Annotated in this window: 21 protein-coding genes; 9 read left to right on the top strand and 12 right to left on the bottom strand. The window is 67.8% G+C overall.

Going from position 1 to position 20,240, the window contains the following annotated elements; genetic code table 11:
- Positions 1–5: 5 nt before the first annotated feature.
- On the top strand, positions 6–779 hold the full coding sequence (locus BM175_RS05940) for an NYN domain-containing protein (RefSeq protein ID WP_090960650.1): 774 nt from the start codon (positions 6–8) through the stop codon (positions 777–779).
- On the opposite strand, the gene BM175_RS05945 is transcribed toward BM175_RS05940, so the two are convergent.
- Positions 776–1,780 carry an asparaginase gene (locus BM175_RS05945; RefSeq protein WP_090960652.1) on the bottom strand — a complete coding sequence of 335 codons (1,005 nt, stop codon included), beginning with the start codon at positions 1,778–1,780 and terminating at the stop codon, positions 776–778. The two genes, BM175_RS05940 and BM175_RS05945, sit on opposite strands and share 4 nt — an antisense overlap.
- An 80-nt stretch (positions 1,781–1,860) precedes the next feature.
- Here BM175_RS05945 and BM175_RS05950 point away from each other — a divergent pair, with 80 nt between their 5' ends.
- Both BM175_RS05950 and BM175_RS05955 read left to right on the top strand, forming a co-directional pair.
- Positions 1,861–2,604: a DUF3750 domain-containing protein gene (locus tag BM175_RS05950; RefSeq protein ID WP_090960655.1), complete on the top strand. Its 744-nt coding sequence runs from the start codon at positions 1,861–1,863 to the stop codon at positions 2,602–2,604.
- An 89-nt stretch (positions 2,605–2,693) separates the two neighbouring features.
- Entirely contained in the window at positions 2,694–3,650 is a 957-nt protein-coding gene (locus BM175_RS05955) for a carbohydrate kinase family protein (RefSeq protein ID WP_090960658.1), read from the top strand.
- Between the two features lie 232 nt (positions 3,651–3,882).
- Here BM175_RS05955 and BM175_RS05960 read toward each other — a convergent pair whose 3' ends face one another.
- The 3 genes from BM175_RS05960 to BM175_RS05970 all read right to left on the bottom strand — a co-directional run bounded on the left by BM175_RS05960 (position 3,883) and on the right by BM175_RS05970 (position 7,382).
- Positions 3,883–4,665, bottom strand: a complete 783-nt coding sequence (locus BM175_RS05960; RefSeq protein WP_090960661.1) for an outer membrane protein — start codon at positions 4,663–4,665, stop codon at positions 3,883–3,885.
- A 610-nt stretch (positions 4,666–5,275) separates the two neighbouring features.
- Positions 5,276–6,187: a class I fructose-bisphosphate aldolase gene (locus BM175_RS05965; RefSeq protein WP_090960663.1), complete on the bottom strand. Its 912-nt coding sequence runs from the start codon at positions 6,185–6,187 to the stop codon at positions 5,276–5,278.
- A gap of 286 nt (positions 6,188–6,473) precedes the next feature.
- A complete protein-coding gene (locus BM175_RS05970; protein ID WP_090960665.1) occupies positions 6,474–7,382 on the bottom strand; it encodes a hypothetical protein in 909 nt (302 codons plus the stop codon).
- 202 nt (positions 7,383–7,584) lie between these two features.
- On the opposite strand from BM175_RS05970, the gene BM175_RS05975 reads away from it, so the two are divergent.
- The 3 genes from BM175_RS05975 (at position 7,585) to BM175_RS05985 (ending at position 11,143) form a co-directional block, all read left to right on the top strand.
- Entirely contained in the window at positions 7,585–9,516 is a 1,932-nt protein-coding gene (locus tag BM175_RS05975; RefSeq protein ID WP_090960668.1) for an FUSC family protein, read from the top strand.
- A gap of 168 nt (positions 9,517–9,684) precedes the next feature.
- The gene (locus BM175_RS05980; RefSeq protein ID WP_244545891.1) at positions 9,685–10,533 is read left to right on the top strand and encodes a tetratricopeptide repeat protein; all 849 of its coding nucleotides are present in this window, start codon (positions 9,685–9,687) and stop codon (positions 10,531–10,533) included.
- A 109-nt stretch (positions 10,534–10,642) separates the two neighbouring features.
- On the top strand, positions 10,643–11,143 hold the full coding sequence (locus BM175_RS05985; RefSeq protein ID WP_090960673.1) for a DUF992 domain-containing protein: 501 nt from the start codon (positions 10,643–10,645) through the stop codon (positions 11,141–11,143).
- A gap of 64 nt (positions 11,144–11,207) precedes the next feature.
- Here BM175_RS05985 and BM175_RS05990 read toward each other — a convergent pair whose 3' ends face one another.
- The 4 genes from BM175_RS05990 to BM175_RS06005 all read right to left on the bottom strand — a co-directional run bounded on the left by BM175_RS05990 (position 11,208) and on the right by BM175_RS06005 (position 13,662).
- The gene (locus tag BM175_RS05990) at positions 11,208–11,477 is read right to left on the bottom strand and encodes an aa3-type cytochrome c oxidase subunit IV (RefSeq protein WP_090960676.1); all 270 of its coding nucleotides are present in this window, start codon (positions 11,475–11,477) and stop codon (positions 11,208–11,210) included.
- 140 nt (positions 11,478–11,617) lie between these two features.
- A complete protein-coding gene (locus BM175_RS05995; protein WP_090960679.1) occupies positions 11,618–12,181 on the bottom strand; it encodes a type 1 glutamine amidotransferase domain-containing protein in 564 nt (187 codons plus the stop codon).
- A gap of 120 nt (positions 12,182–12,301) precedes the next feature.
- Positions 12,302–12,841, bottom strand: a complete 540-nt coding sequence (locus BM175_RS06000) for a regulatory protein RecX (protein ID WP_090960682.1) — start codon at positions 12,839–12,841, stop codon at positions 12,302–12,304.
- A gap of 104 nt (positions 12,842–12,945) precedes the next feature.
- Positions 12,946–13,662, bottom strand: coding sequence for a chromosome partitioning protein ParA (locus BM175_RS06005; protein WP_139224571.1), 717 nt, complete (start codon positions 13,660–13,662; stop codon positions 12,946–12,948).
- A gap of 181 nt (positions 13,663–13,843) precedes the next feature.
- Here BM175_RS06005 and BM175_RS06010 point away from each other — a divergent pair, with 181 nt between their 5' ends.
- Positions 13,844–14,599: a gamma-glutamyl-gamma-aminobutyrate hydrolase family protein gene (locus BM175_RS06010; protein ID WP_090960685.1), complete on the top strand. Its 756-nt coding sequence runs from the start codon at positions 13,844–13,846 to the stop codon at positions 14,597–14,599.
- Here BM175_RS06010 and BM175_RS06015 read toward each other — a convergent pair.
- The 4 genes from BM175_RS06015 to BM175_RS06030 form a co-directional block, all read right to left on the bottom strand.
- On the bottom strand, positions 14,596–15,669 hold the full coding sequence (locus BM175_RS06015) for a nickel/cobalt transporter (RefSeq protein ID WP_090960687.1): 1,074 nt from the start codon (positions 15,667–15,669) through the stop codon (positions 14,596–14,598). The two genes, BM175_RS06010 and BM175_RS06015, sit on opposite strands and share 4 nt — an antisense overlap.
- Complete coding sequence (locus tag BM175_RS06020) at positions 15,654–16,322, bottom strand: DUF1007 family protein (RefSeq protein ID WP_090960689.1); 669 nt, start codon at positions 16,320–16,322, stop codon at positions 15,654–15,656. The genes BM175_RS06015 and BM175_RS06020 overlap by 16 nt, the downstream gene beginning before the upstream one ends.
- A gap of 75 nt (positions 16,323–16,397) precedes the next feature.
- A complete protein-coding gene (locus BM175_RS06025; RefSeq protein WP_090960692.1) occupies positions 16,398–16,904 on the bottom strand; it encodes a L,D-transpeptidase in 507 nt (168 codons plus the stop codon).
- 41 nt (positions 16,905–16,945) lie between these two features.
- Positions 16,946–17,869, bottom strand: coding sequence for a LysR family transcriptional regulator (locus BM175_RS06030; protein ID WP_175526774.1), 924 nt, complete (start codon positions 17,867–17,869; stop codon positions 16,946–16,948).
- Positions 17,870–18,396: 527 nt separating this feature from the next.
- Here BM175_RS06030 and odc2 point away from each other — a divergent pair.
- Together odc2 and BM175_RS06040 are read left to right on the top strand one after the other, a co-directional pair.
- Positions 18,397–19,530 (top strand): ornithine/lysine decarboxylase, encoded by a 1,134-nt coding sequence (odc2, locus tag BM175_RS06035; protein WP_061931979.1) that lies wholly within the window; start codon positions 18,397–18,399, stop codon positions 19,528–19,530.
- A 124-nt stretch (positions 19,531–19,654) separates the two neighbouring features.
- A complete protein-coding gene (locus BM175_RS06040) occupies positions 19,655–20,236 on the top strand; it encodes a GNAT family N-acetyltransferase (protein WP_090960695.1) in 582 nt (193 codons plus the stop codon).
- Positions 20,237–20,240 lie beyond the last annotated feature (4 nt).

Below are 20,240 nucleotides of genomic sequence, written 5' to 3' on the forward strand. Positions count from 1 at the left end.
ATCCGATGCGTGAGGACCGACCGGCCCGGCTCGCCGTCCTGATTGACGCCGACAACGCCTCTGCGCAGATCGCCGACGGCCTGTTCCAGGAGATCGCGACCATCGGCGAGGCGAGCGTGCGCCGCATCTACGGCGACTTCTCCTCCTCGCGCTCGCGCGGCTGGACCGAAGTCCTGTCGAAGCATGCGATCATTCCACACCAACAGTTCGCCTATGTGACAGGTAAGAACGCATCCGACATCGCGCTCGTCATCGACGCGATGGACCTCTTGCATTCCGGGCGCTTCGACGGGTTCTGCCTCGTCTCGTCCGACAGCGACTTCACGCGCCTCGCCGCCCGCATCCGCGAGCACGGCATCGACGTCTATGGCTTCGGCGAGCAGAAGACGCCGGAGAGCTTCCGCCAAGCCTGCCGGCGCTTCGTCTACACCGAGAACCTGCGCGCCGACGCGGCTGCCGCAACGCCAGCCATCGAGCAGGCCGCCAGCGTCGAGCCGATGCTGCGGCAGGTGATGGATCAGATCGAGACCGACGACGGCTGGGTGGCGCTCGGCCAGTTCGGTCAGCGGCTCCTCAACCGCTTCTCCGACTTCGACCCGCGCACCTACGGGCACAAGAAGCTGAGCGACCTCGTGCGCGACTCTGGCCTCTTCGATCTCGAGAAGACGCCGGGCGGGATGCTTCGCCTGCGCCTGCGCGCCACGTCCTCGGCGCCGAACCCCGGCGCGCCGGCCGCCCCAAAGCGCCGTTCGCGACGCAAGCCTGCGACGCCGGCCTAGGCGTCGACCGCCCTGACCTCCCCGACTTTCGTGCCCTGCCAGTTGCGCAAGGTGGTGTGCGACATGGCGTCGTAGCGGTCCGCAAGGGCCGCATCGCCGGTGCGAAACAGGCGCGCCAGGACCGCCGCGACAGCGGCCTCCGACGCGCGCGTCGCCCCGTCGTCGACCTTCAGCGCGAAGCCGAGACCAAGCTCCGGCACCGCCCCGCAGAAGACGCCCTCGGCGCCGGTCTTGGCGAACACGCGGCCAGGCGCGGCTTCCATCAGCGACACGCAGGCGCGCCGGGTGCCGGCCATGTACCAGGGCTCCGCCATGCAGGCGGCCATCAGCCGCCGACCCGCCGCCGCGCGGGCGCCGTCGACACCTTGCCCGGCGGCGAGCCGCGCGAAACCTTTAGCGAACCCGCGCAGCGGCGCGGCATAGGTCGGGATCGAGCAGCCGTCGATGCCGGCCGGCTGGTCTTTGCCGGGGCGCGTCTCGGTGAGATCGGCCAGGACGTCTCGCACCCGGCGTTGGACGGCATGGTCGGCGCCCACATAGCCCGCGGGGTCCTCGCGCTCGTGGACCGCGGTGCAAAGGAAGCCGGCATGCTTGCCCGAGCAGTTGTTGTGCAGCTGGCCGGGCTCTTCGCCGGCGCGTGCGAGCGCCAGCGCGACCGGCTGGTCGAACGGCCAGTGGCAGCCGCATTCGAGGTGCGCCTCGCCGAGGCCCACCTTGGCGAGAAGCGAGGCGGCACGCGCCACATGGCCCGGTTCGCCGGAATGCGAGGCGCAGGCGAGAGACAGGTCGCCCGCGTCGAGCCCAAGCGCATCGGCCGCGCCCGTCTCGATCAAGGGTATCGCCTGAAAGACCTTGATCGCCGATCGCGGGAACACCGGCCGGTCGATGTCGCCGAAGGCGAGGACGGCCGTGCCCGAGGCGTCGCACACGAGCCCGCGCACCCTGTGCCGGCTCTCCACGGCATTGCCGCGGGTCGTTTCGATCACGATATCCGTCGTCATGGCTTGAGCCTCTCCGCATCGTCCCGTCGAATGGAGCGGAGACCTATCATGCCGCTCCCGTCGCCGTCACAGGAACCTGTATGGCCTTGCTGCGCTTCGCTCTCATCGGCTTCGTCATCGTCTTCCTCCTCCCGGCGGCGCTGTCCCTCCTGGTCTGGAAGCTCGGGGAGCACCCGGCTTCCTGGCGCGAGGCGAACTGGAGTTCGGCGGCAGTCCTGCCCGCGGCTGCAGACGACGACGAAGCGGCCGTCTACATCATGGCCGCGCGGACGGGCGGCTTGAAGGGTGCCCTTTCCGAGCATTCCTGGATCGTTGTGAAGCCGCAGGGCGCCGCGCGCTACGAGCGGTTCGACAAGGTCGGATGGGGATCGCCGATCCGGCGCAACGGCTATCCGGCGGACGGGCGCTGGTACTCGAACGTGCCGCGGGTGGTGGCGCGACTGACGGGCGAAGCGGCGGAGCGGGCGATTCCGCGAATTCGAGCCGCCATCGACGCCTATCCGTTCGCGGCGAACGGCGGCTATCGGATCTTTCCGGGGCCGAACTCCAACAGCTTCGTCGCTCACGTCCTGCGCTCGGTGCCCGAACTCGGAGCCGTTCTGCCGCCCGCAGCTGTCGGGCGCGACTATCCGGTCGACGGCCGCCTCGTGTCGCTGGATGCCGAAGCGCGCGAGCTGCGCGCTTCCCTTTTCGGCTATGCCGGCTTTGCGATCGGTGCGCGGAGCGGTCTCGAGCTTCAGTTTCTTGGCCTCGTCGCCGGGATTGATCCGTTGCGCGGCCTTCTCAAAGTGCCGGGATTCGGCAGCTTGTCGATCACAGGCTGAGGAGCGTCACGCACGCATTCCCCGCCCTCGCGTTTTTTGATAGCCGATGGTCGGGGGCCGAAGCGATCGCCCCGATTGGGGAGACGACCATGTTCCTGAGTTGCGGCGACAATCTTTTCGACCTCTTCGCCGACAGCGAGACGGCCGACGTCTCCCAGATCGCGCTGAACGGGCGCATTGGCGGCTCCGCCCTGAACGTCGCGCTCGGCCTCGCTCGGCTCGGGCACCGCTCCGCTTTCTTCTCGAAGGTGTCGAGCGATCTTTTCGGTCAGCGGATCAAGGCCTTCATGGACCGTGAGGGCATCGACCGACGCCTCCTGATCGAGACCGACCGCAACACCACCCTCGCGATGGTCTCGCTCGCGCACGGCGGCACCCCGCGCTACGATTTCTATATCGAGGGGACAGCCGACCGCTCGATCGATCCGACGGAGATTCCCGCTTCGCTGCCGGATGATCTCGCGGTGATCCACCTTGCGGGATCCTATTCGACCGTCGCCGAGCCGACGGCCAGCGCGCTCGCCCGTCTCGCGGCGCAGGAGCACGGTCGCCGCTTCATCTCCTACGATCCCAACATCCGCGCTTCGGTGGTGCCCGACCTCGATATCTGGCGCTCGCGCATCGGGGCGACGATCCCCTTCGCCACGATGGTGAAGGCGAGCGAGGAGGATCTGGAGCAGGTCTATCCAGGCCGCAAACCGGAGGACGTCCTCACCGGCTGGCTGGAAGCTGGCGCATCGCTCGCGATCGTCACGCTCGGCGACAAAGGCGCGATGGCAATGACGCGCGGCGGCGTCCACTGCAAAGCCCCCGGCCTGTCCGTCACCGTCGCCGATACAGTGGGCGCCGGCGACACCTTCCAGGCGACGCTGCTGGCGCGGCTCTTCGAGAGCGACCGGCTGTCGGCCGAGGGCGTCGCCGGCCTTTCCCAGGACGAGCTTTCCGAACTCCTCACCTTCTCGGTGCGGGCGGCCGCCCTCACCTGCTCGCGGCGCGGCGCCGACCTGCCGCGCCGCGCGGATCTCGGCCTGCCGCCCCTGGGCTGATTTCCGTACCTCCCGGGCATATCAGAGGCGGCGGTCGCGGACCGTCGCCTTTTTCATGTCCGCGTCCGGGAGTCTCAATCATCAGATGGGGTTCGCCTGAATGGTGCCCGGCAGCGTTCGACAGGGATCCCACCGCCTCTGCCGGGCAAAGAAAAACCCGCCGTCCGCGAGGACGACGGGTTTTCCGATCAGACCCACCGAGGAGCGTTTCCGCTCCCCGGATGTCCGCTTCTTAGTTGAAGCGGAACGAAGCCTTGGCCCACACGGTGTGGAAGTCGAGGTCGTCGTTCGAGGTCGCCGTGAACGGAGCCTGGACGCCAGCAGCGTTGACGTAGGTGACCGTCGTGTCGGTCGTGCCGAGGTCGGTATAGAGGTACTCGAGGCCGAGCGAGAGGTTCGGCGTGACGAGGTAGTCGACGCCGGCGCCGACGGCGTAGCCGACGTCGTCCGAGTTCGAGTCGACCGTCGGCGTGAAGCCGGCGAGGTTGCCCGTCAGCGTACCCGGAGCGAAGAACTTCGTCTCGGTGTCGGCGTAGGCGAGACCGCCCGTGGCGTAGACAGCGAAGCGGTCAGCCGCGATACCGGCCTTGGCGCGGACGGTGCCGACGAAGTTGATGTCCGACGAGATGCCGAACACGTCGGTGCCGAGCGTGTAGGTCGAGTCAGCCGTCGCGTCGATGTAGTTGATGTCAGCAACCGCACCGATGATGAAGTTGTTGATCTGGTAGTCGTAGCCGACGTGCACGCCGCCGATGAACGCAGCCTCGTCGCTGTCCGAAGAACCGCCCGAGAAGGCCGTCGTCTGGACGACGCCGGTGTTCGGGTTGTAGCGGACCTCATCGGCATCGGTGTTGAAGGCCACGCCAGCCTGGCCACCGACGTAGAAGCCGGTCCAGGAATAGGCCGGGGCCACTTCGACCACGGCCGGAGCAGCGGGCTCCTCATAGACGACGTCGGCAGCGAGGGCCGGGGTGACGAAGGCCGTCGAGGCCAGGAGAAGGGCGAAACGCTTCATGGTGATACTCCAGTGTCGCCGTGGCGACGTTTCTTGCTACGGACTTTTGATCCGAAAGGCGGGACCCGGTTTTTCCCGGGCTTGAGCCGATTTAGGGTCCGTACCCCTGCCGAGGCAATGGCACCGGGGGCGTTCCCGACCGTCATGTGGCAGGTAGGCAACAGGGCCCGGCCGGTGCCGATGACGTTCGCTGCAAGGAATAGGTCGACAACGTTAAGGCAAGCTTAATCGACACGCTTGGACAGGCCTTGAAAAGAACAGCGAAATCAACACCTTGCGACTCTGTTGCCGCACTGCATCACGACACGTCTCAATCGGCACCGACAAGTGATCCGGCTGAAAAATTCGGGGCGAAAAAGCCAGTGATGCGAAACGCTCGGCGGGGCATCCGAACGCGCCTTGCCGCCGCCCTGCCGAAGCCGCAAAGCCGCCACAAGTCCTGACGACTCCTTGCGTTTTCTCGCGAGTCGCGCGGATGCCGCGAATCGCCGCCGTCGACTCAACCTTCGGTCGAATCGACGCCATGCCACTTGCAGGCGCCGATCTTTGACGACATCGTGCCACCCCTTCCGGACGTGCCCCGGCGGGCGGGACCGTCAGGAGAGGCCGATCAGGCGTAGAGGTCCATGACCTCGCCGAGGAGCTTCAGCGCGTCTTCCTTGGAGCGCTGGAACGAGTTGCGGCCGATGATCGACCCGTTGCCGCCGCCCTCGCGGATGGCCCGGACCTCGTCGAGAAGTTCGCTCGTGTTCTTGGCCGCGCCGCCGGAGAACACCACGATGCGCTTGCCGGCGAAGGACGCCTGCATGATGTGGCGCACGCGGTCCGCACCCGTCGAGCGCGCGATGTCGTTCTTCTCGTAGGTGCTCTTGGCGTCGGCGAGATCGATATGATCCGTCGGCAGCTTGACCTTGATGATCGTGGCGCCGAGCAGCGCCGCCATGTGCGCGGCGTAGGCGATGATGTCGAGGCCGGTCTCGCCCTCCTTGGTCACCTTGCCGCCGCGCGGATAGGACCAGACGACCGTCATCAGGCCGCGGGACTTCGCCTGCAGCGTGATCTCGCGCAGCTCCTCCATCATGTCGTAGCTGTCGTCGGCGCCCGGATAGATCGTGAAGCCGACGCCGACGCAGCCGAGCCGCAGCGCGTCCTCGACTGTCCCGGTCAGCGCCTGGTCCTGCTTGTTGACGAGGGAGTTGCCGCTGTTGAGCTTGAGGATGAGCGGCACCTCGCCGGCGAACGTGTCGGCGCCCTGCTCGAGAAGGCCGAGCGGCGCGGCGTAGCCGGAGACGCCTGACTCGATTGCAAGATTGTAGAGGTAGTGCGGATCGTAGGCGATCGGGTTGGGGGCGAAGCTGCGTGCCGGACCGTGCTCGAAACCCTGGTCGACCGGCAGGATCACCAGCCGCCCGGTGCCCGCGAGGCGACCGTGCATCAGGAGGCGCGACAGGTTGGTCTTCAGACCCGGCGTCTCGCCTTCGTACCACGACAGGATCTTGCGGACGGTATCGGTTCTCAGCATCGGCTTTCCTGCCCTCTATCGGATCGCGAACCACCGACGATGCCGGTGTCGATGCTCTTCTGCGGATCGCGAACGCCGACGTAAAGTGGCCGGGCAAGTCGTCGGCATATTAAAATCGGTTCAAACGAGTTCTAGGCCGACGAACGTTCCGAAGTTGCTTAACGCCTGCATCTTTCATCACCCAGCATTCTTTGCGGGTACGAAACGATTTAAGTCTTCATAGACGGATCAACGAAAAAAGGGAGGGGCATGCCCCTCCCTTCCTCCGACGACATGGCGTCTGCGTTCAGTCGCGGTAGTAACCGACCGTGCGCTTGGCGCGGCCCACGATGCCGCCAACCGCACCGGCGATCAGGCCGAGAAGCAGGCCGACGAAGGCACCGAACGCGGCGCCCGAAGCAGCCTTGGCAGCTTCGCCGGCGGTCTGACGAGCCTGGGCGACGGCCTGATCGTACTGCTGCTGGAACTGGTTCAGGCGCTGCTCGGCCTCGGTCTGGCTGATGCCGGCCTGCTGCGAGATGACCTGCACGGCCGCGCTGCGCTGCTGCGGCGTCGCGTCCTGGCCGAGACCCTTGAAGATCTCCGCCGCAGCGGCCGTCAGATCCTGCTGGCCGGTCGCCTGGCGAGCCTGGTCGGCGGCCTGCTGGGCCTGGTCCTGCGCCTGGCCGGCAGCCTGCTGAGCCTGGTTCTCACCGCGCTGCAGAAGCTGGCGAGCCTGCTGCTGGAGCTCCGGCGGGAGCGAGTCGATCGAGTTCGGGATCACCGACGAGACGGCCGAGCCAAGCGAGGAGACCGTCGAGCCGAGGGCACCGAAGGCGCTGGTCACGAGCGCCGACGCGCCGCTGGTCAGGAGGTAGACGGCGACGAGCGTCGCGGTCGCCCACGTCGTGACGCCGTGCAGGGCCGCGTCGCGCTTGGAGGCGCTGCCGGCGAAGCGGGCGGCAGCATAGGCGCCGAGGAAGGTGGCGATGAGGACGGTCAGGACGGCCCAGATGCCGCTGGCCGAGCCGAAGGTGGTGAGGGCCGGGGTGTCACCGCTCTGCGGATCGATGGTCGCCAGGCCGATCCCCAGCCCCAGAAGGGCCAGCATCACCTGAAACACCAGCGCGAGGATCGTACCGGCGACGATGGCGCCCCACGAGATGCGCTTCAGGGGCGCCGCTGCATATGTACTGCGATCGACGACATCGACCATGTTGATTACTCCACCTATGACTCGACCGCTTCGATTGCGGCGGTGTGATGTCCCTTCCGGCTCAAGACCGGTGGTCAGAACCTAAAATGGAGCGGCGGATTGGTTTTCCAGTGAGGATCGCGTGATTCCCGTCTTGCGCGATCGATTATCCTCAACGCCCCGCGTTGCAGGGCTTGCGCTCGGCGATCTCGCCGGTCGACTGATGGCGTCCGACCCCGGTTTCGTCCGTCTCCGTCTGGCCTCCCGCGTGACGCTGACAGGGCTCCTGGTTCTGGGTGCCCTGATGCTTCTGCATGTCTTTAGCGTCGGTCTCTCGCCCGCGGCCTTCTCCGCCGGCCTTCTTTTCGCCATCCAGGGCGTTGTCGCGATCCGCGAGACGTCGGCGTCGGATCGCGTGCAAACGCGCCTCCTCGCGGGCGCCGCGGGCTTTGCCATGCTGGCGCTGTGCGCGCATCTTCAGCCGCACCCGCGCGTCGTCGACGGCCTGTTCCTCGTCACCGCCTTCACGGCCGTCTTCATCCGCCGCTGGGGCCAGCGGTGGACCGCGGTCGGCATGTTCGCCTTCATGGCGAGCTTCGGCGGCGCCTACTTCCGCCCATCGCCGACCGACCTGCCGGGCATCCTTCTGGCGATCCTCGTCACCGGCGCGGCGGCGCATGTCGTGCGCGAGATCCTCCTGCCCGACCGGCCGCTCGGCGACCTCCGGCGGGCCTTGGCCGGGGCCGACCATCGCGTCGGCCGCGTCGCAGCCCTCGTCGGCGAAGCCGCCCGCGTCGGCTGGACGGCGCGGCGGGAGCGGCGGGTGCGCGCCGCCCATCGGGGCGTCCGCGACGCCCTGGATGTCGTCGAGACACTCCTGCCGGACGAGCCGCAGCGCGGCCCCGCCCCGCCTGGCGCCGCACCGCTGGCGATCGAACTCTTCGACCTCAATCTTGCACTGGAGAGCGTGCTGGCGGAAGCGCTGGAACCGGCCGGCGACAGCGACGAAGCCCGGCAGCATCTCTCCATCAGTCTCCGTCGCCTCGCCGGCCTTCGCCGCCGGCTCCGCAAGGCATCGGCCGCCCTCACCGAAGCGGATTTCACGTCCGCTCCGGCTTCACCCGCGGCGTCGACGCCCGCGACGGCCGCATCGATCTGGACGGACGAACCGACGCGTCTTGCGATCCAGGTGACGCTCGCCTGCGCTCTCGCCATGGCGGGCGGCATGTGGCTCTCCGTCGATCGCTGGTTCTGGGCGGTCCTGACGGCGTTTCTGGTCTTCACCAACGTCCAGTCGCGGGGCGATACGGCGCTGCGCGGGCTGAACCGCGCGGGCGGCACGGCGGTCGGGATCGCCGCGGGCATGGTGCTGGCGACGCTGATGCACGGGCAGTTCGGCCCAAGCCTTGCGCTCTGCGTCCTCTTCACCTTCCTCGCGTTCTTCTTCCTGCAGGTCTCCTACGGGACGATGACCTTCTTCCTGACCGTGACGCTGTCGCTGGTCTACGGCCTTCTCGGCAACTTCTCCCCCGAACTCCTGATCCTGCGGCTCGAGGAGACCGTGATCGGTACGGCGTCGGGGATCCTCGTCTCGTTCCTTATCTTCCCACAGCGCACGAGCGACACGGCAGGGCGCGCCGTCACCGCCTTCCTGACGGATCTGGACCGACTGCTGCAGGCGATCGAGGAACGGCTCGACGGCCATGGGTCGGAATGGCGGATCTATGCCGTCTCGCGCGCGCTCGACCGCCGGCACGCCGCGATCCTCGTCGCCAGCCGGCCGCTCGGCCGGACCTGGCCGTCCGGGGCGCGTCAGCGTTCGGTGCGCATAGGGCGTCTGCGCTTTGCGGTGATCGCCCATTGGGCCCACCGCCTCGCCGCCGCCTCGATCGGGCCGGTCGCGGATGCGGAGGGCCTTCGCCGCGAACTCGAGCGCTGCCGGTCCGCCGTCGCCGGGGTCTCGGTGCCGGGCTTCTTCGAGCGGAGCACGTCGCTGCCGCGTCCTGTCCCCGACCGTGGCGACGGGGCCGTCGCGCGCGACGAGCTCGATCCGATCCTCGCGGCGCGTGCGATCGCCCACACGCTGGCGCAGCTTCTGCCGGGCGAGCGGGACGACGCTGGCGCCAAGCTGGCCGAAAGCACGGGAAGCGCCTGAAAGCGCTTCACAAACCGCCCCTTGCCGTGGCATTGCCGCATCACCGGAAGACTTATCCCGCCGCGCCGCCCTGTTAGGCTGGCGTCGTCGTCGTTCTGCCCTCTTTTTGACGGCTGCGTCGTGGGCATTCGCCCTGCCGAACCGTTATTTGTGAAGGACTCCCGCCGCGTGACCTCGCTCCTCCTCGACCAGCGTCGCAGCCGCCTCCTCCCGCTTCTCGGCGGAGCCGTGCTGCTGGCGCTCGCCGGCTGCCAGAGCGGCCCGACGTTGCAGGCCATCAGCCTCGACCAGGCGGAAGGGTCGGCCGAGAACCTGTCGTCGCTGACGGCTGCCGTAAACGCCAACCCGCGCAACCCGGAAGCCTACAACGTGCGCGGCATCGCCTACGGGCGCTCTGGCGACAACAAGCGGGCGATCGAAGACTTCACAACCGCGATCCAGCTCGACCCGAATTTCTACCAAGCCTACGCCAACCGGGCGCTGGTCCTGCGTCAGACCAACCAGAACGCGGAAGCCGTCGCCGACTACAACCAAGCGCTCAAGATCAACCCGAACTACGATTCCGCCTATATCGGCCGCGGCAACATCTACCGGCAGGCCGGCCGCAATCGCGAGGCGCTCGGCGACTTCCAGCGCGCCATCGACCTCAACACGACGGACCCGCGCGCCTACCACAACCGTGGCCTGCTCTATCAGCTCGACGGTCAGCACCGGCAGGCGATCGAGGATTTCGCGACGGCGATCTCGATGGACGCCAATGCGCCGGAGCCCTATTCCGGCCGCGCCGTGTCCTATCTCGCCCTCAACAATGTCGAGGATGCCGCGGACGACATCAACCGCGCGATCCAGCTCGACGGCAAGCGTGCCGAGTTCTGGGCGACACAGGGCCTCGTCCTCGAAGCACGCGGCGACAAGGCCAAGGCCTACCGCTCCTTCGCCCATGCCGCCTCGCTCGACCCGAACTACCAGCCGGCCAAGGACGGCGTGGCGCGCACGCGCGGCTCGGCGGGCGCCTGAAGTTTCAGCGCGTCACGTTTCGTGAAGCGGCTCGGCGCGGGCTGAGGGAAACCAACGGCTTGGCAAAAGGTTAACGGCGCGAACAGTGTTTCGAGCCGAGTGACATGCCATGAAGAAGACCATCCTCGCCGCCCTCGCCCTTGCGTCCGCCGCCGCTCTCCCCTCCACCGCGGAGGCGGGCGTCAAAGTCGGGACGCTCGTCTGCAAGAGCAACGGCACCCTGAACCAGATCGTGTCGTCCAGCGAGACGGTCCTGTGCAACTACATCCCCTTCGGCCGCACGCGCGCCACCGAGACCTATGTCGGGACGCTCGACACCTACGGCGTCGACCTTGGCATCACCGGGCGCACCCTGATGACCTGGTCGGTTCTGGCGGCAAGCTTCGAGCGCGGTCAGCCGGAGTCGCTGGCGGGTCGCTACTACGGGACCAGCATCGACGCCTCGTTTGCGGTGGGCGTCGGCGGGAAGTCGCTGATCGGGGGACCGGACCGCGGCTTCACGCTGCAGCCGACCAGCCTGCAGATCCAGGAAGGCGTCAACGCGACCGTCGGCGTCGCCCGGCTGACGCTCGACGAGGCGCAGCCGGTCGCGGTCATCTACAAGCCCTGACGGTTTCCCTGACGAAAAAGGCCCGCACGATGTGCGGGCCTTTTTCGTTTCAGTCGGGCGCTGGTCAGTGGTGCGTCTTCAGGTCGGGCCGGTCGTGCTTGACCTCGGTCGAGCCACCGAGGAGGAAGCTGGCGAGCACGAAGAACACCCCGCCCGCGAGCACGCTCATGATGATGCCGGCATTCATGATGAGGCCGACCAGCATGGCGAGCAGGATCGCGACGATCGCGATCGAGCCATATTTCACCAGCCCGAGGAACCCCATATAGGTCCGATCGTGCTCGGCGTAGTCCATCGTGGTGCCCTTCCACTCGTAGCCATGATCCTCGGCCATACGCTCTTTCCTCTCCGCCACGCCGTTTTCCTGGCTGTTATACGGGAAGCCGGCGGGCTGACAATCGCCGCCGCGCAACGCTCGATACGAAAACGGGGCGCATTAGCGCCCCGTCTCGAATTTTCCCGCCGATAGGCCGTTCAGGCGGCCTGGCGCTTCTCGTGACGGCCTTCCTTGACCTCCTCGATGATCTTGGCGATGAAAGCCGGAATATCGTTCGGGTTACGTGAGGTGATGAGCGCCTGATCGGTCACGACCTCCTCGTCGTGCCAGCGACCGCCAGCATTCACGACGTCGGTCTTGATCGACTTGAACGAGGTGACGTCGCGGCCCTTGACGATGCCCGCCTCGACCAGCAGCCACGGCGCGTGGCAGATCGCGGCGAGCGTCTTCTTCGTGTTGTAGAAGTCGCGCACGAACGAAACGACGCTCTCCTCGGTGCGCAGCTTGTCCGGGTTGATCTGGCCGCCCGGCAGAACGAGCGCATCATAGTCGTTGACCGAGACCTGATCGAGAACCTTGTCGACCGGCACGCTCTGGCCCCAGTCGGTCTCGTCCCATCCCTTGATCTCGCCTTCCTTCAGCGAAACGACATGGACGGTGGCGCCGGCCGCGCGGAGCTTCTCCAGCGGCTGCATGAGTTCCGACTGCTCGAAACCATCGGTGGCGAGAATGGCGATCTTGGCGTCGCGGATGCTGGGCATGAAGGAATGGCCTCTTCCGAATGCGGACAGACCTTCGTCGGAGCGTCGAAGCTCCGAGAGTGCTGTCCGCCGTGTTAGTGTTCGGTTCACCAACGGGCGACGGAGGTCGGGGTTCCTGGTTCAGTCGTGATTATCGGCTTCGCCGTCGATGGCCGCCGCGGCATGGGAATAGGAGAAACCGGCACGCATCAGTGCGGCGACGTCCCGGTCGCGCCGCTCGGCGCGCTCGCGCAGCCGATGGGGGCCTAGGCGGCGACGCTGGGCGAGCCTCCGGGCCGCGTCCGCGTCGTCGGTCTCGTCTCCCGCCATGACGCTGGCGACCGTCTCGCGGTCGACGCCCTTGATCGCGAGCTTGGCGGCACTCTGGCGGAGCGACGTTCCGCGCCGACGCAGCGAGGCGAGCTTCGCCTCGGCATAGCTGCGGTCGTCCAAAAGCTTCAGTTCCACGAAGCGCGCCACGGTTTCGTCGACCATAGGCTCGAAAACCGACGGCTCTTCGCCGCGCGCCTGGGCGCGACGCATCACCTTGCGCTGCAGGACGCGCCGAAGGTTGGCTTCCGTCGAGGCGTAGCGCTCCAGGTAGTGGCCGGCCGCGCGAAACAACCATTCCGGCGTGACCGGGCGGGGTGGCTTGGCGGCTTTGGGCGCTGAATCGCTCATGGGGAGGGATGTAGCTCCCGGCACCCGCGCCGTCACCGGCTCCAACGCAAAACGGCCCCGGACGACGATCGCCGAGGCCGTTTCGAAGAGAATGGCTGGCCGGATCAAGCCGCTGCGGCGGCGGCCTCGAAGGAGCCGCGCTCGCGGATGACGGTCGTCGCATCGACGTCGTGGCCGAGAATGCCGATCTCGTAGGCGATGGTCGCCGCCTCCGCGCGGGCGCGCTCGATGCCCGGCGCGACGTCCTCGCCGAGCGTGAAGAGCGTGCCGCCGTGCAGGAACGGCGCTTCGTAGGCCGCCCGCTGGACGAGGCCGACCTCGAGGCGGGCCGTCGGCGAGCGCTCGATCATGCCCTCGATGGTGCGCGCCACGCGGCTCGGAATGGTGGTGACCGCGCTGGCGACGAAAGCCCAGTCGCGCCCGCGCCGACCCTTGTCGGCCTCGGTCGCGAGCAGGCGGTCGGTGGCGAGCGCCGCATAGGCCGAGAGCGGCGAGAAGCGGACCGGGATCAACGCACGATCCGACAGGCGGGCACCGGCGCGGATCATCTCGGCGTTGTCGCCAGCGTCGATGAGGGCGAGGTCGCCGCGACGGCGGGCGGCGCGCACGATGCGCTCCAGCGTGATCTCGTCGTCGGCCACCTCGACGGTGCAGAGCGACGGGCGGCCGGACTTGGCGGCCCAGTCCACGAGGTCCTTGTCGCGGCCCGCATCCACCAACACGACCGGAATGTCGGCGGCAACGGCGACGCCCGCAAGCGTCAGGGCAAGGGTGGTGGAACCGGAGGTCTTGAGCGAGCCGATCGACAGGACGGGCGTCATGGGAATTCCTTCTGGAAGCAACGGGCCCGGCCCCGGAAAGAAGCCCGACCCACGCACCCGGACTGGCGGGCGTTAGGCGATAACCATTGTTAAACGCCTCCGTGCTTGACCGGGCCTTGCGGTCGCGCGATCGGATGGAGGCGCGATTCGAACCTCCGCGCGTCGCAAGGGACCTTTCGCCGTGCCAGACAGCGCCACCCTGATCGCCGTGCCCGCCGATACGAGGCGCTTCGAGAACTACGAGTGGCACGCCGCGCCCTCGACATATCTGACCGCGATCATGGCGACGGCCTGTGGCGTTCCCGTGATCGTGCCGGCGCTCGCCGACGAGGCGGCGGTGGATGTGGTGCTCGACCGTGTCGACGGCGTCCTCGTCACGGGGTCGGCGTCGAACGTCCATCCGAGCCGTTACGGCGTCGAGCCAACGCCCGCGCACGAGCCCTTCGATCCGGCCCGCGATCGCCTGACCGAGACGATGATCCGCCGCGCGATCGCACGCGAGATCCCGCTCTTGGCGATCTGCCGTGGCCATCAGGAACTCAACGTCGCGCTGGGCGGGTCGCTCGCGACGGAGATCCAGGAATTCGAAGGGCGGATGGACCACCGTGCGCCGTCTCATCCCGAACAGGACGGGCGTTTTGCACTCCGCCATCCGGTTGCGGTGGAGCCCGGCGGCCGTCTCGCCGCGATCGTCGGCACCGCCACGGTCGAGGTCAACTCGCTCCACCGTCAGGCGATCGACCGGTTGGCCGACGGCCTGACGGTCGAGGCGCGTGCGCCGGACGGCACGGTCGAGGCCGTGTCGGTGACGAATGCGGGCGGGTTCGCCCTCGGGCTGCAGTGGCACCCGGAATACTGGGCCGCGAGCGATCCCGCCTCGCGCGCGATCTTCCAGGCGTTCGGCGAGGCGGCCCGCCAGTATCGCAGGGCGCGTTAGCCGGGCAGCGAAGCGAGGAGAAGCCCGAGGCCGACGGCGACAAGGAGGCCGGCGCCGCCGAGCTCCAGCGCCGTTCGCAACCCTCGCCCCCAGCCGCCCGCGCGGCCGGCGAGAAGCGCCAGCCCTTTGCCCGAGACAGCGAGCGCGGCGATCAGTGACACGGTGATCGCCGTGCCGAGGGCCATCGCGAGGACCGAAAGCCCGCCCGCGCCGTACAGCCCGTTCATCAGGGCGAAGGTCAAGACGACGATCGCGCCCGAGCACGGGCGCAGGCCGATCGCGACGACGGTCGCGAGCGCGGTGCGCCAGGAGAAGGTCGGACCGTCGAGAAGTTTCGGGTCGAGAATGTGTGGTCGACCGCAGTCGCAGGCGTCGCCGGCCGGGTCGTCGCAGATGTCGGCGCCGTAGCCGCCGGATGCGCGGAGCGCGAGGACGGGAGCGGCGCGATCCGTTCCGGTGAAGGTGCCGCGTCCCGCGAAGGCGAGTTCGCCGGACGGCTGCGGGTTGAAGACCCGTACCGCGCCCGCCGCGCGCCGCAGAAGCGGCCAGCCCTTGCGCACGAACAGCCAGGCGCCGACGAGCGCGATCATCGCATAGGAGCCGAGCTCCAGCCCGAAGGCGAGGTCGGTCATCGACAGGCCGCTGCCGCGCAGAGCGAACCAGCCGAGCGCGACGACGATGCAGGCCGACAGCGCCTGCACCAGGGCGGCTGCGAAGGACAGGACGATGCCACGCCGCAGCGCTACTTCGTTGGCCAGCATGTAGGACGACAGCACCGCCTTGCCGTGCCCCGGCCCTGCCGCATGGAAGACGCCGTAGGCGAAGGACAGCCCTGCGAGCCAGAGGAAGCCCCCGTGCCCGTCGCGCAGCGCCACCAGCGCCTGCCGAAGATCGACGAAGAACTGCCGCTGGACTGCTAGGATCTCCATGAAGACGCCGGCGAAGGGGCCGCTCGGTGCGGCCGTGACCTCGGCGTTGCCGATGCCAAGCGAGGACTGGGCGTGGGCGGTCGCGGCGGCGGCCAGCAGCACGGCCAGTGCTAGGGACGTACGCGTCAGCCGGCCTTGCACGAGACGTCCACGCGGGTCGCGAGAAGCTGGGAGAAGTTGACGCCGTCCTCCGGGATCGACTGGCCGGGTTTCAGCATCGAGACGGAGTTCATCCAGTCGCTCGCGTCCTCGTCGGGATCGGGGCGCGTGTAGCTCTTGGTGCAGGTCTTGGGCAGGTCGAGAAGCTGGAAGGCGGTCTCGTTGGCGAAGTCGAAGGCGACGAAATAGGATTCGTCGTAGACCGAGAAGGTGACCGGCTGCGCCTTCAGGTCGACGGCCTCCTCTAGCTTCATCTCGAAGAATAGAAGCAGCTGACCCTTCTCGAACAGGCCGCGGATGCTTTCCGGTGGTTTCAGCTTGAGGTCGCGATTGCCGATGCTGACGAAGGTGTAAAAGTCCCATTCGGCGATCGACTGGCGCACCGTTTCCGCGACGGCCTGCACCTCGTCGTCGTCCAGCGTTCCGTTGCCGTTCTTGTCGAAGTCGACGACGACACTGGAGGAGAACAGCTCGTCGAAGCGCCAGATGTTGCGCACCGAGGAGAGCAAGCCGTCGCTCGTTCCGACGATCTCCATGCGCGAGTCGGCAAAGACGTGCGGATGGGCCGAGGCCGCGCCGCAGGTCGCGACCAGGAGGGCGACGCCCGTCCCGGCCAGGATGATTGGTCGACGCATGTTCGTCCCCGCTTCGATGCCCTGGCGGAGGGACGATGAATTCAAGGCGAAAGTGGGGAAACGGTCTTTGCGCCTTCAGCGCAGGACGACGACCTGCGCCCCGACATGCACCCGCTCGAAGAGATCCATCACGTCGTCGTTGCGCATGCGGAAGCAGCCGGCCGAGGCCGCCGATCCGATCGAGTTCGGCGAGTTGGTGCCGTGGATGCGATAGGTGCCCCATCCAAGGTTCATCGCCCGCTTGCCGAGCGGATTGCTCGGCCCCGGCCCCATCGAGGCCGGGAGGGTCGGCTTCTTCTCGCGCATCGAGGGGGTGGGCACCCAGGTCGGATCGACGCGCTTCTTCGAGACCCAGCTGGTGCCGAACCACTGCTCGCTCGGCTTGCCGACGGCGATGTCGTATTGCAGCGCCGTATCCTCGCCGGTCACCAGGAAGAGTTGGCGCGCGCCCGTCATCACCACGATCGTGCCGGGCTCGTAGTCGCCGACGAACACCGTCTCGCGCGCCTTCACGCCGGCATGGGCGGCCGAGCTGGCGCCGAGGATCAGGACGGCGGCGAGGAGCTTGGTGAACAGGCGCATGCGGGACCTCGGCATTTCAGCTGGCGCCGAGCCCTCGCGCCTCAGGCGGCGGCGCTCATGTCCCGGCCGGGATTATTCTTGCGGAACCAGGTTGCCAAGAAGTCAACGAAGACGCGCGTTCTCGCCGGAAGGTGGCGACGATGCGGGAACACCGCATAGATGCCGGCGTCCTTCGGCACGTAGTCGTCGAGCACGCTGACAAGCCGCCCGGCCGCGATCTCGGGCCGCGCGACGAACTCCGGCAACATCGCGATGCCGAGCCCGGCGAGGGTCGCCGCGCGCACCGTATAGGGAGAATTGGCCGAGAAGCGCCCCGAGACGCTGATCGGGATCGGATCGCCCGTCGCGGGATCGCGGAAGGTCCAGTTGTAGAGGACCTTGGCGTTGGAATCGATCACGGCCGGCATGCGCGAGATCTGGCTCGGATGCGTCGGCGTGCCGTGCTCGGCGAGGAAGTCCGGCGTCGCGCAGATGGTGAAGTCGAGCGAGCCGAGCCGGCGCGCGATCATCGCCGAATCGGTCAGCCGCGTCATGCGGATCGCGACGTCGAAGTTCTCCTCCAGCAGATTGACGAAGCTGTCGTTGAGGTGAAGGTCGAGCGAGATGTCGGGATGAGCGGCCGAGAACTCGACGAGGCTGAGGCCGAGCTCGGCGTCGCCGAAGGTGCGCGCGGCGGTGACGCGCAGGGTGCCCTTGGCCTCGCCTGTCGCCTCCCGAGCCTCGTCGTTCAGCGTCTCGAGGTCGGCGAGGATCGCCGAGGCGCGCGAGACATAGACCTCGCCGGCTGCCGTCAGTGCCACCTGCCGCGTCGTGCGGTTGATGAGAAGGACGCCGAGCTCGTCCTCCAGCTCGCGCACGTATTTCGACAGGAGCGCCTTGGAGCGACCGGTCTTGCGCGCGGCCGCCGAGAAGCCTTCGTTCTCCACCACCGCAAGAAAGGCGCGCATGCGGGTCAGGGTGTCCATCGGCATATCTCTCGTGTGCGAAGCTGACCGGTGTTGCCGTCTGACGACATGATGGCGGTAAGTCCAGCGCCTTTTCAAAAAGACGATTCGGGGGTCGTTTTTTCTGTTGCGTATGACAGCGACCGTTTCTATATCCCGCCTTGCCCAATGTCGCACGTGCCTGTGGGCGTCCCCCGGATCTTCGAATGCGAAGATCACCGGGTCGGTCACTGGAGTTCGTCTCCAGGTCGGTTTCGCTGCTGGCGAAATCGTGGACGCCTTGAAGCAACGACGGTGAGGGCCTTTCTGGTCTCTCCTGGTCTCCATAGCCAGGAATACTGCAGAGGCACACCTTCCTTGCCCGAAGTGCGGCGAGCGTAGCTCTCCAATCCACGGCAGACTTTACCGGATCCTTCGGCGGCTCACCCCGTCGTCGGGTCCGTACATGTCGCGTTTCGCGTTCGCACTTCGAGCGGGGTCTCCACCGGCTGCTCGCGGGAACGAATGCGTGCGCTCCTCGTCAACCTGTTGGTTAACCGGAGCTTCCGATGGCTACGCAGCGCATCCTCGACTTCATCGCCACCCGCCGCCCTGCCGGTCCCTGTCTCGTGGTCGATCTCGACATCGTCGAGGACAACTTCCGCGCCTTCCGCAAGGCGCTGCCGGACAGCTCCATCTTCTATGCCGTGAAGGCCAATCCCGCGCCGGAGATCCTGCGTCTCCTGGCCTCGCTGGGCTCGTCCTTCGACTGCGCCTCGGTCGCCGAGATCGAGATGGCGCTCGACGCCGGTGCCACGCCGAACCGCATCTCCTTCGGCAACACCATCAAGAAGGAGCGCGACGTCGCGGCCGCCCATGCGCTCGGGGTCTCGCTGTTCGCCGTCGATTGCGTCGAAGAGGTCGAGAAGGTCGCCCGCGCGGCACCCGGCGCGCGCGTCTTCTGCCGTGTCCTGACCGACGGCGAGGGCGCCGAGTGGCCGCTGTCCCGCAAGTTCGGCTGCGTCCCGGCGATGGCAATCGACGTCCTGACCCATGCCCGCGACCTCGGCCTCGTCGCGACCGGCGTCTCGTTCCATGTCGGCTCGCAGCAGTGCGACACCGAAGCCTGGGACAAGGCGCTGGCCGATGCGGCGATGGTGTTCGGCCAGCTGGCCGAGCGCGGCATCGTGCTGACGCTCGTCAACATGGGCGGCGGTTTCCCGACGCGCTACCTGAAGGACGTGCCGTCGGCGCAGGCCTACGGCCGCTCGATCTTCGCCGCGCTCCGACGTCACTTCGGCAACCAGATTCCGGAGACGATCATCGAGCCGGGCCGCGGCATGGTCGGCGACGCGGGCGTGATCAAGGCCGAGGTCGTGCTGGTCTCGAAGAAGTCGGCCGAGGACAAGAACCGCTGGGTCTATCTCGACATCGGCAAGTTCGGCGGCCTCGCCGAGACGATGGACGAGGCGATCCGCTACCCGATCGTGACCGCTCGCGACGACGACCGCATGGAGCCCTGCGTCATCGCCGGCCCGACCTGCGACTCGGCCGACGTGCTCTACGAGAAGACCCCTTACCCGCTGCCGATCTCGCTGACGGTGGGTGACGAGGTCCTGATCGAGGGCACCGGCGCCTACACGACGACCTACTCGGCCGTTGCGTTCAACGGGTTCGAGCCGCTCCGCTCCTACGTCATCTGACGGGCCGCCCGCCCGCCTTCCCCTGAACATCCCTGCCGGCGCACGAGCGCCGGGAGGCTTCATCGCCGACGCCCAAAAAGGCGTCGCGCTTTCGCTCGTCCCCTGCCCCGGAGGATGAACGCCGATGTTCGCGCGCTCTGAACTTTTCGCCGACCTGCCCTTCCTGCCGCCTGCCTTCTCGCTGCGCGCGGAAACCGCCGCGGACGAATCCGCGCGCGAGTCGCTGCTCGATGCCGCTATGGGCCCGAACCGCCGCCGCAAGTCGTCGGAGGCGATCCGTCGCGACCGCCTGCCCGCCGAGGGCCTTTCGCTCGTCGCCGAGTCGGACGAGGGCGAACTGCTCGGCACCGTGCGTCTGTGGAACGTCTCGGCGGGTTCGCGCGAGGGTGCGGAGGTGCCGGCGCTGCTTCTCGGGCCGCTGGCGGTCTCCACGCGCTGCGAGGGCCTCGGCATCGGCTCCGCGCTGATGCGTCGGGCGATCGCGGAAAGCCGCTGGCGCGGCCACGGGGCGATCGTGCTCGTAGGCGATGCGCCGTTCTACGAGCGGTTCGGCTTTGCGGCGGACCGGGCGGCCGACCTCGCCATGCCGGGCCCCTTCGAACGCCACCGCCTGCTCGGGCTGGAACTGCGCGACGGCGCCCTGTCCGGCGCGCGCGGCGCGATCGTGCCCACGGGACGCCTCGTCGAGACGCTGGCGGCCGCCTGACAGC

Source organism: Aureimonas phyllosphaerae, from assembly GCF_900113065.1.
In the GTDB taxonomy this organism is placed as follows: Bacteria; Pseudomonadota; Alphaproteobacteria; order Rhizobiales; family Rhizobiaceae; genus Aureimonas; species Aureimonas phyllosphaerae.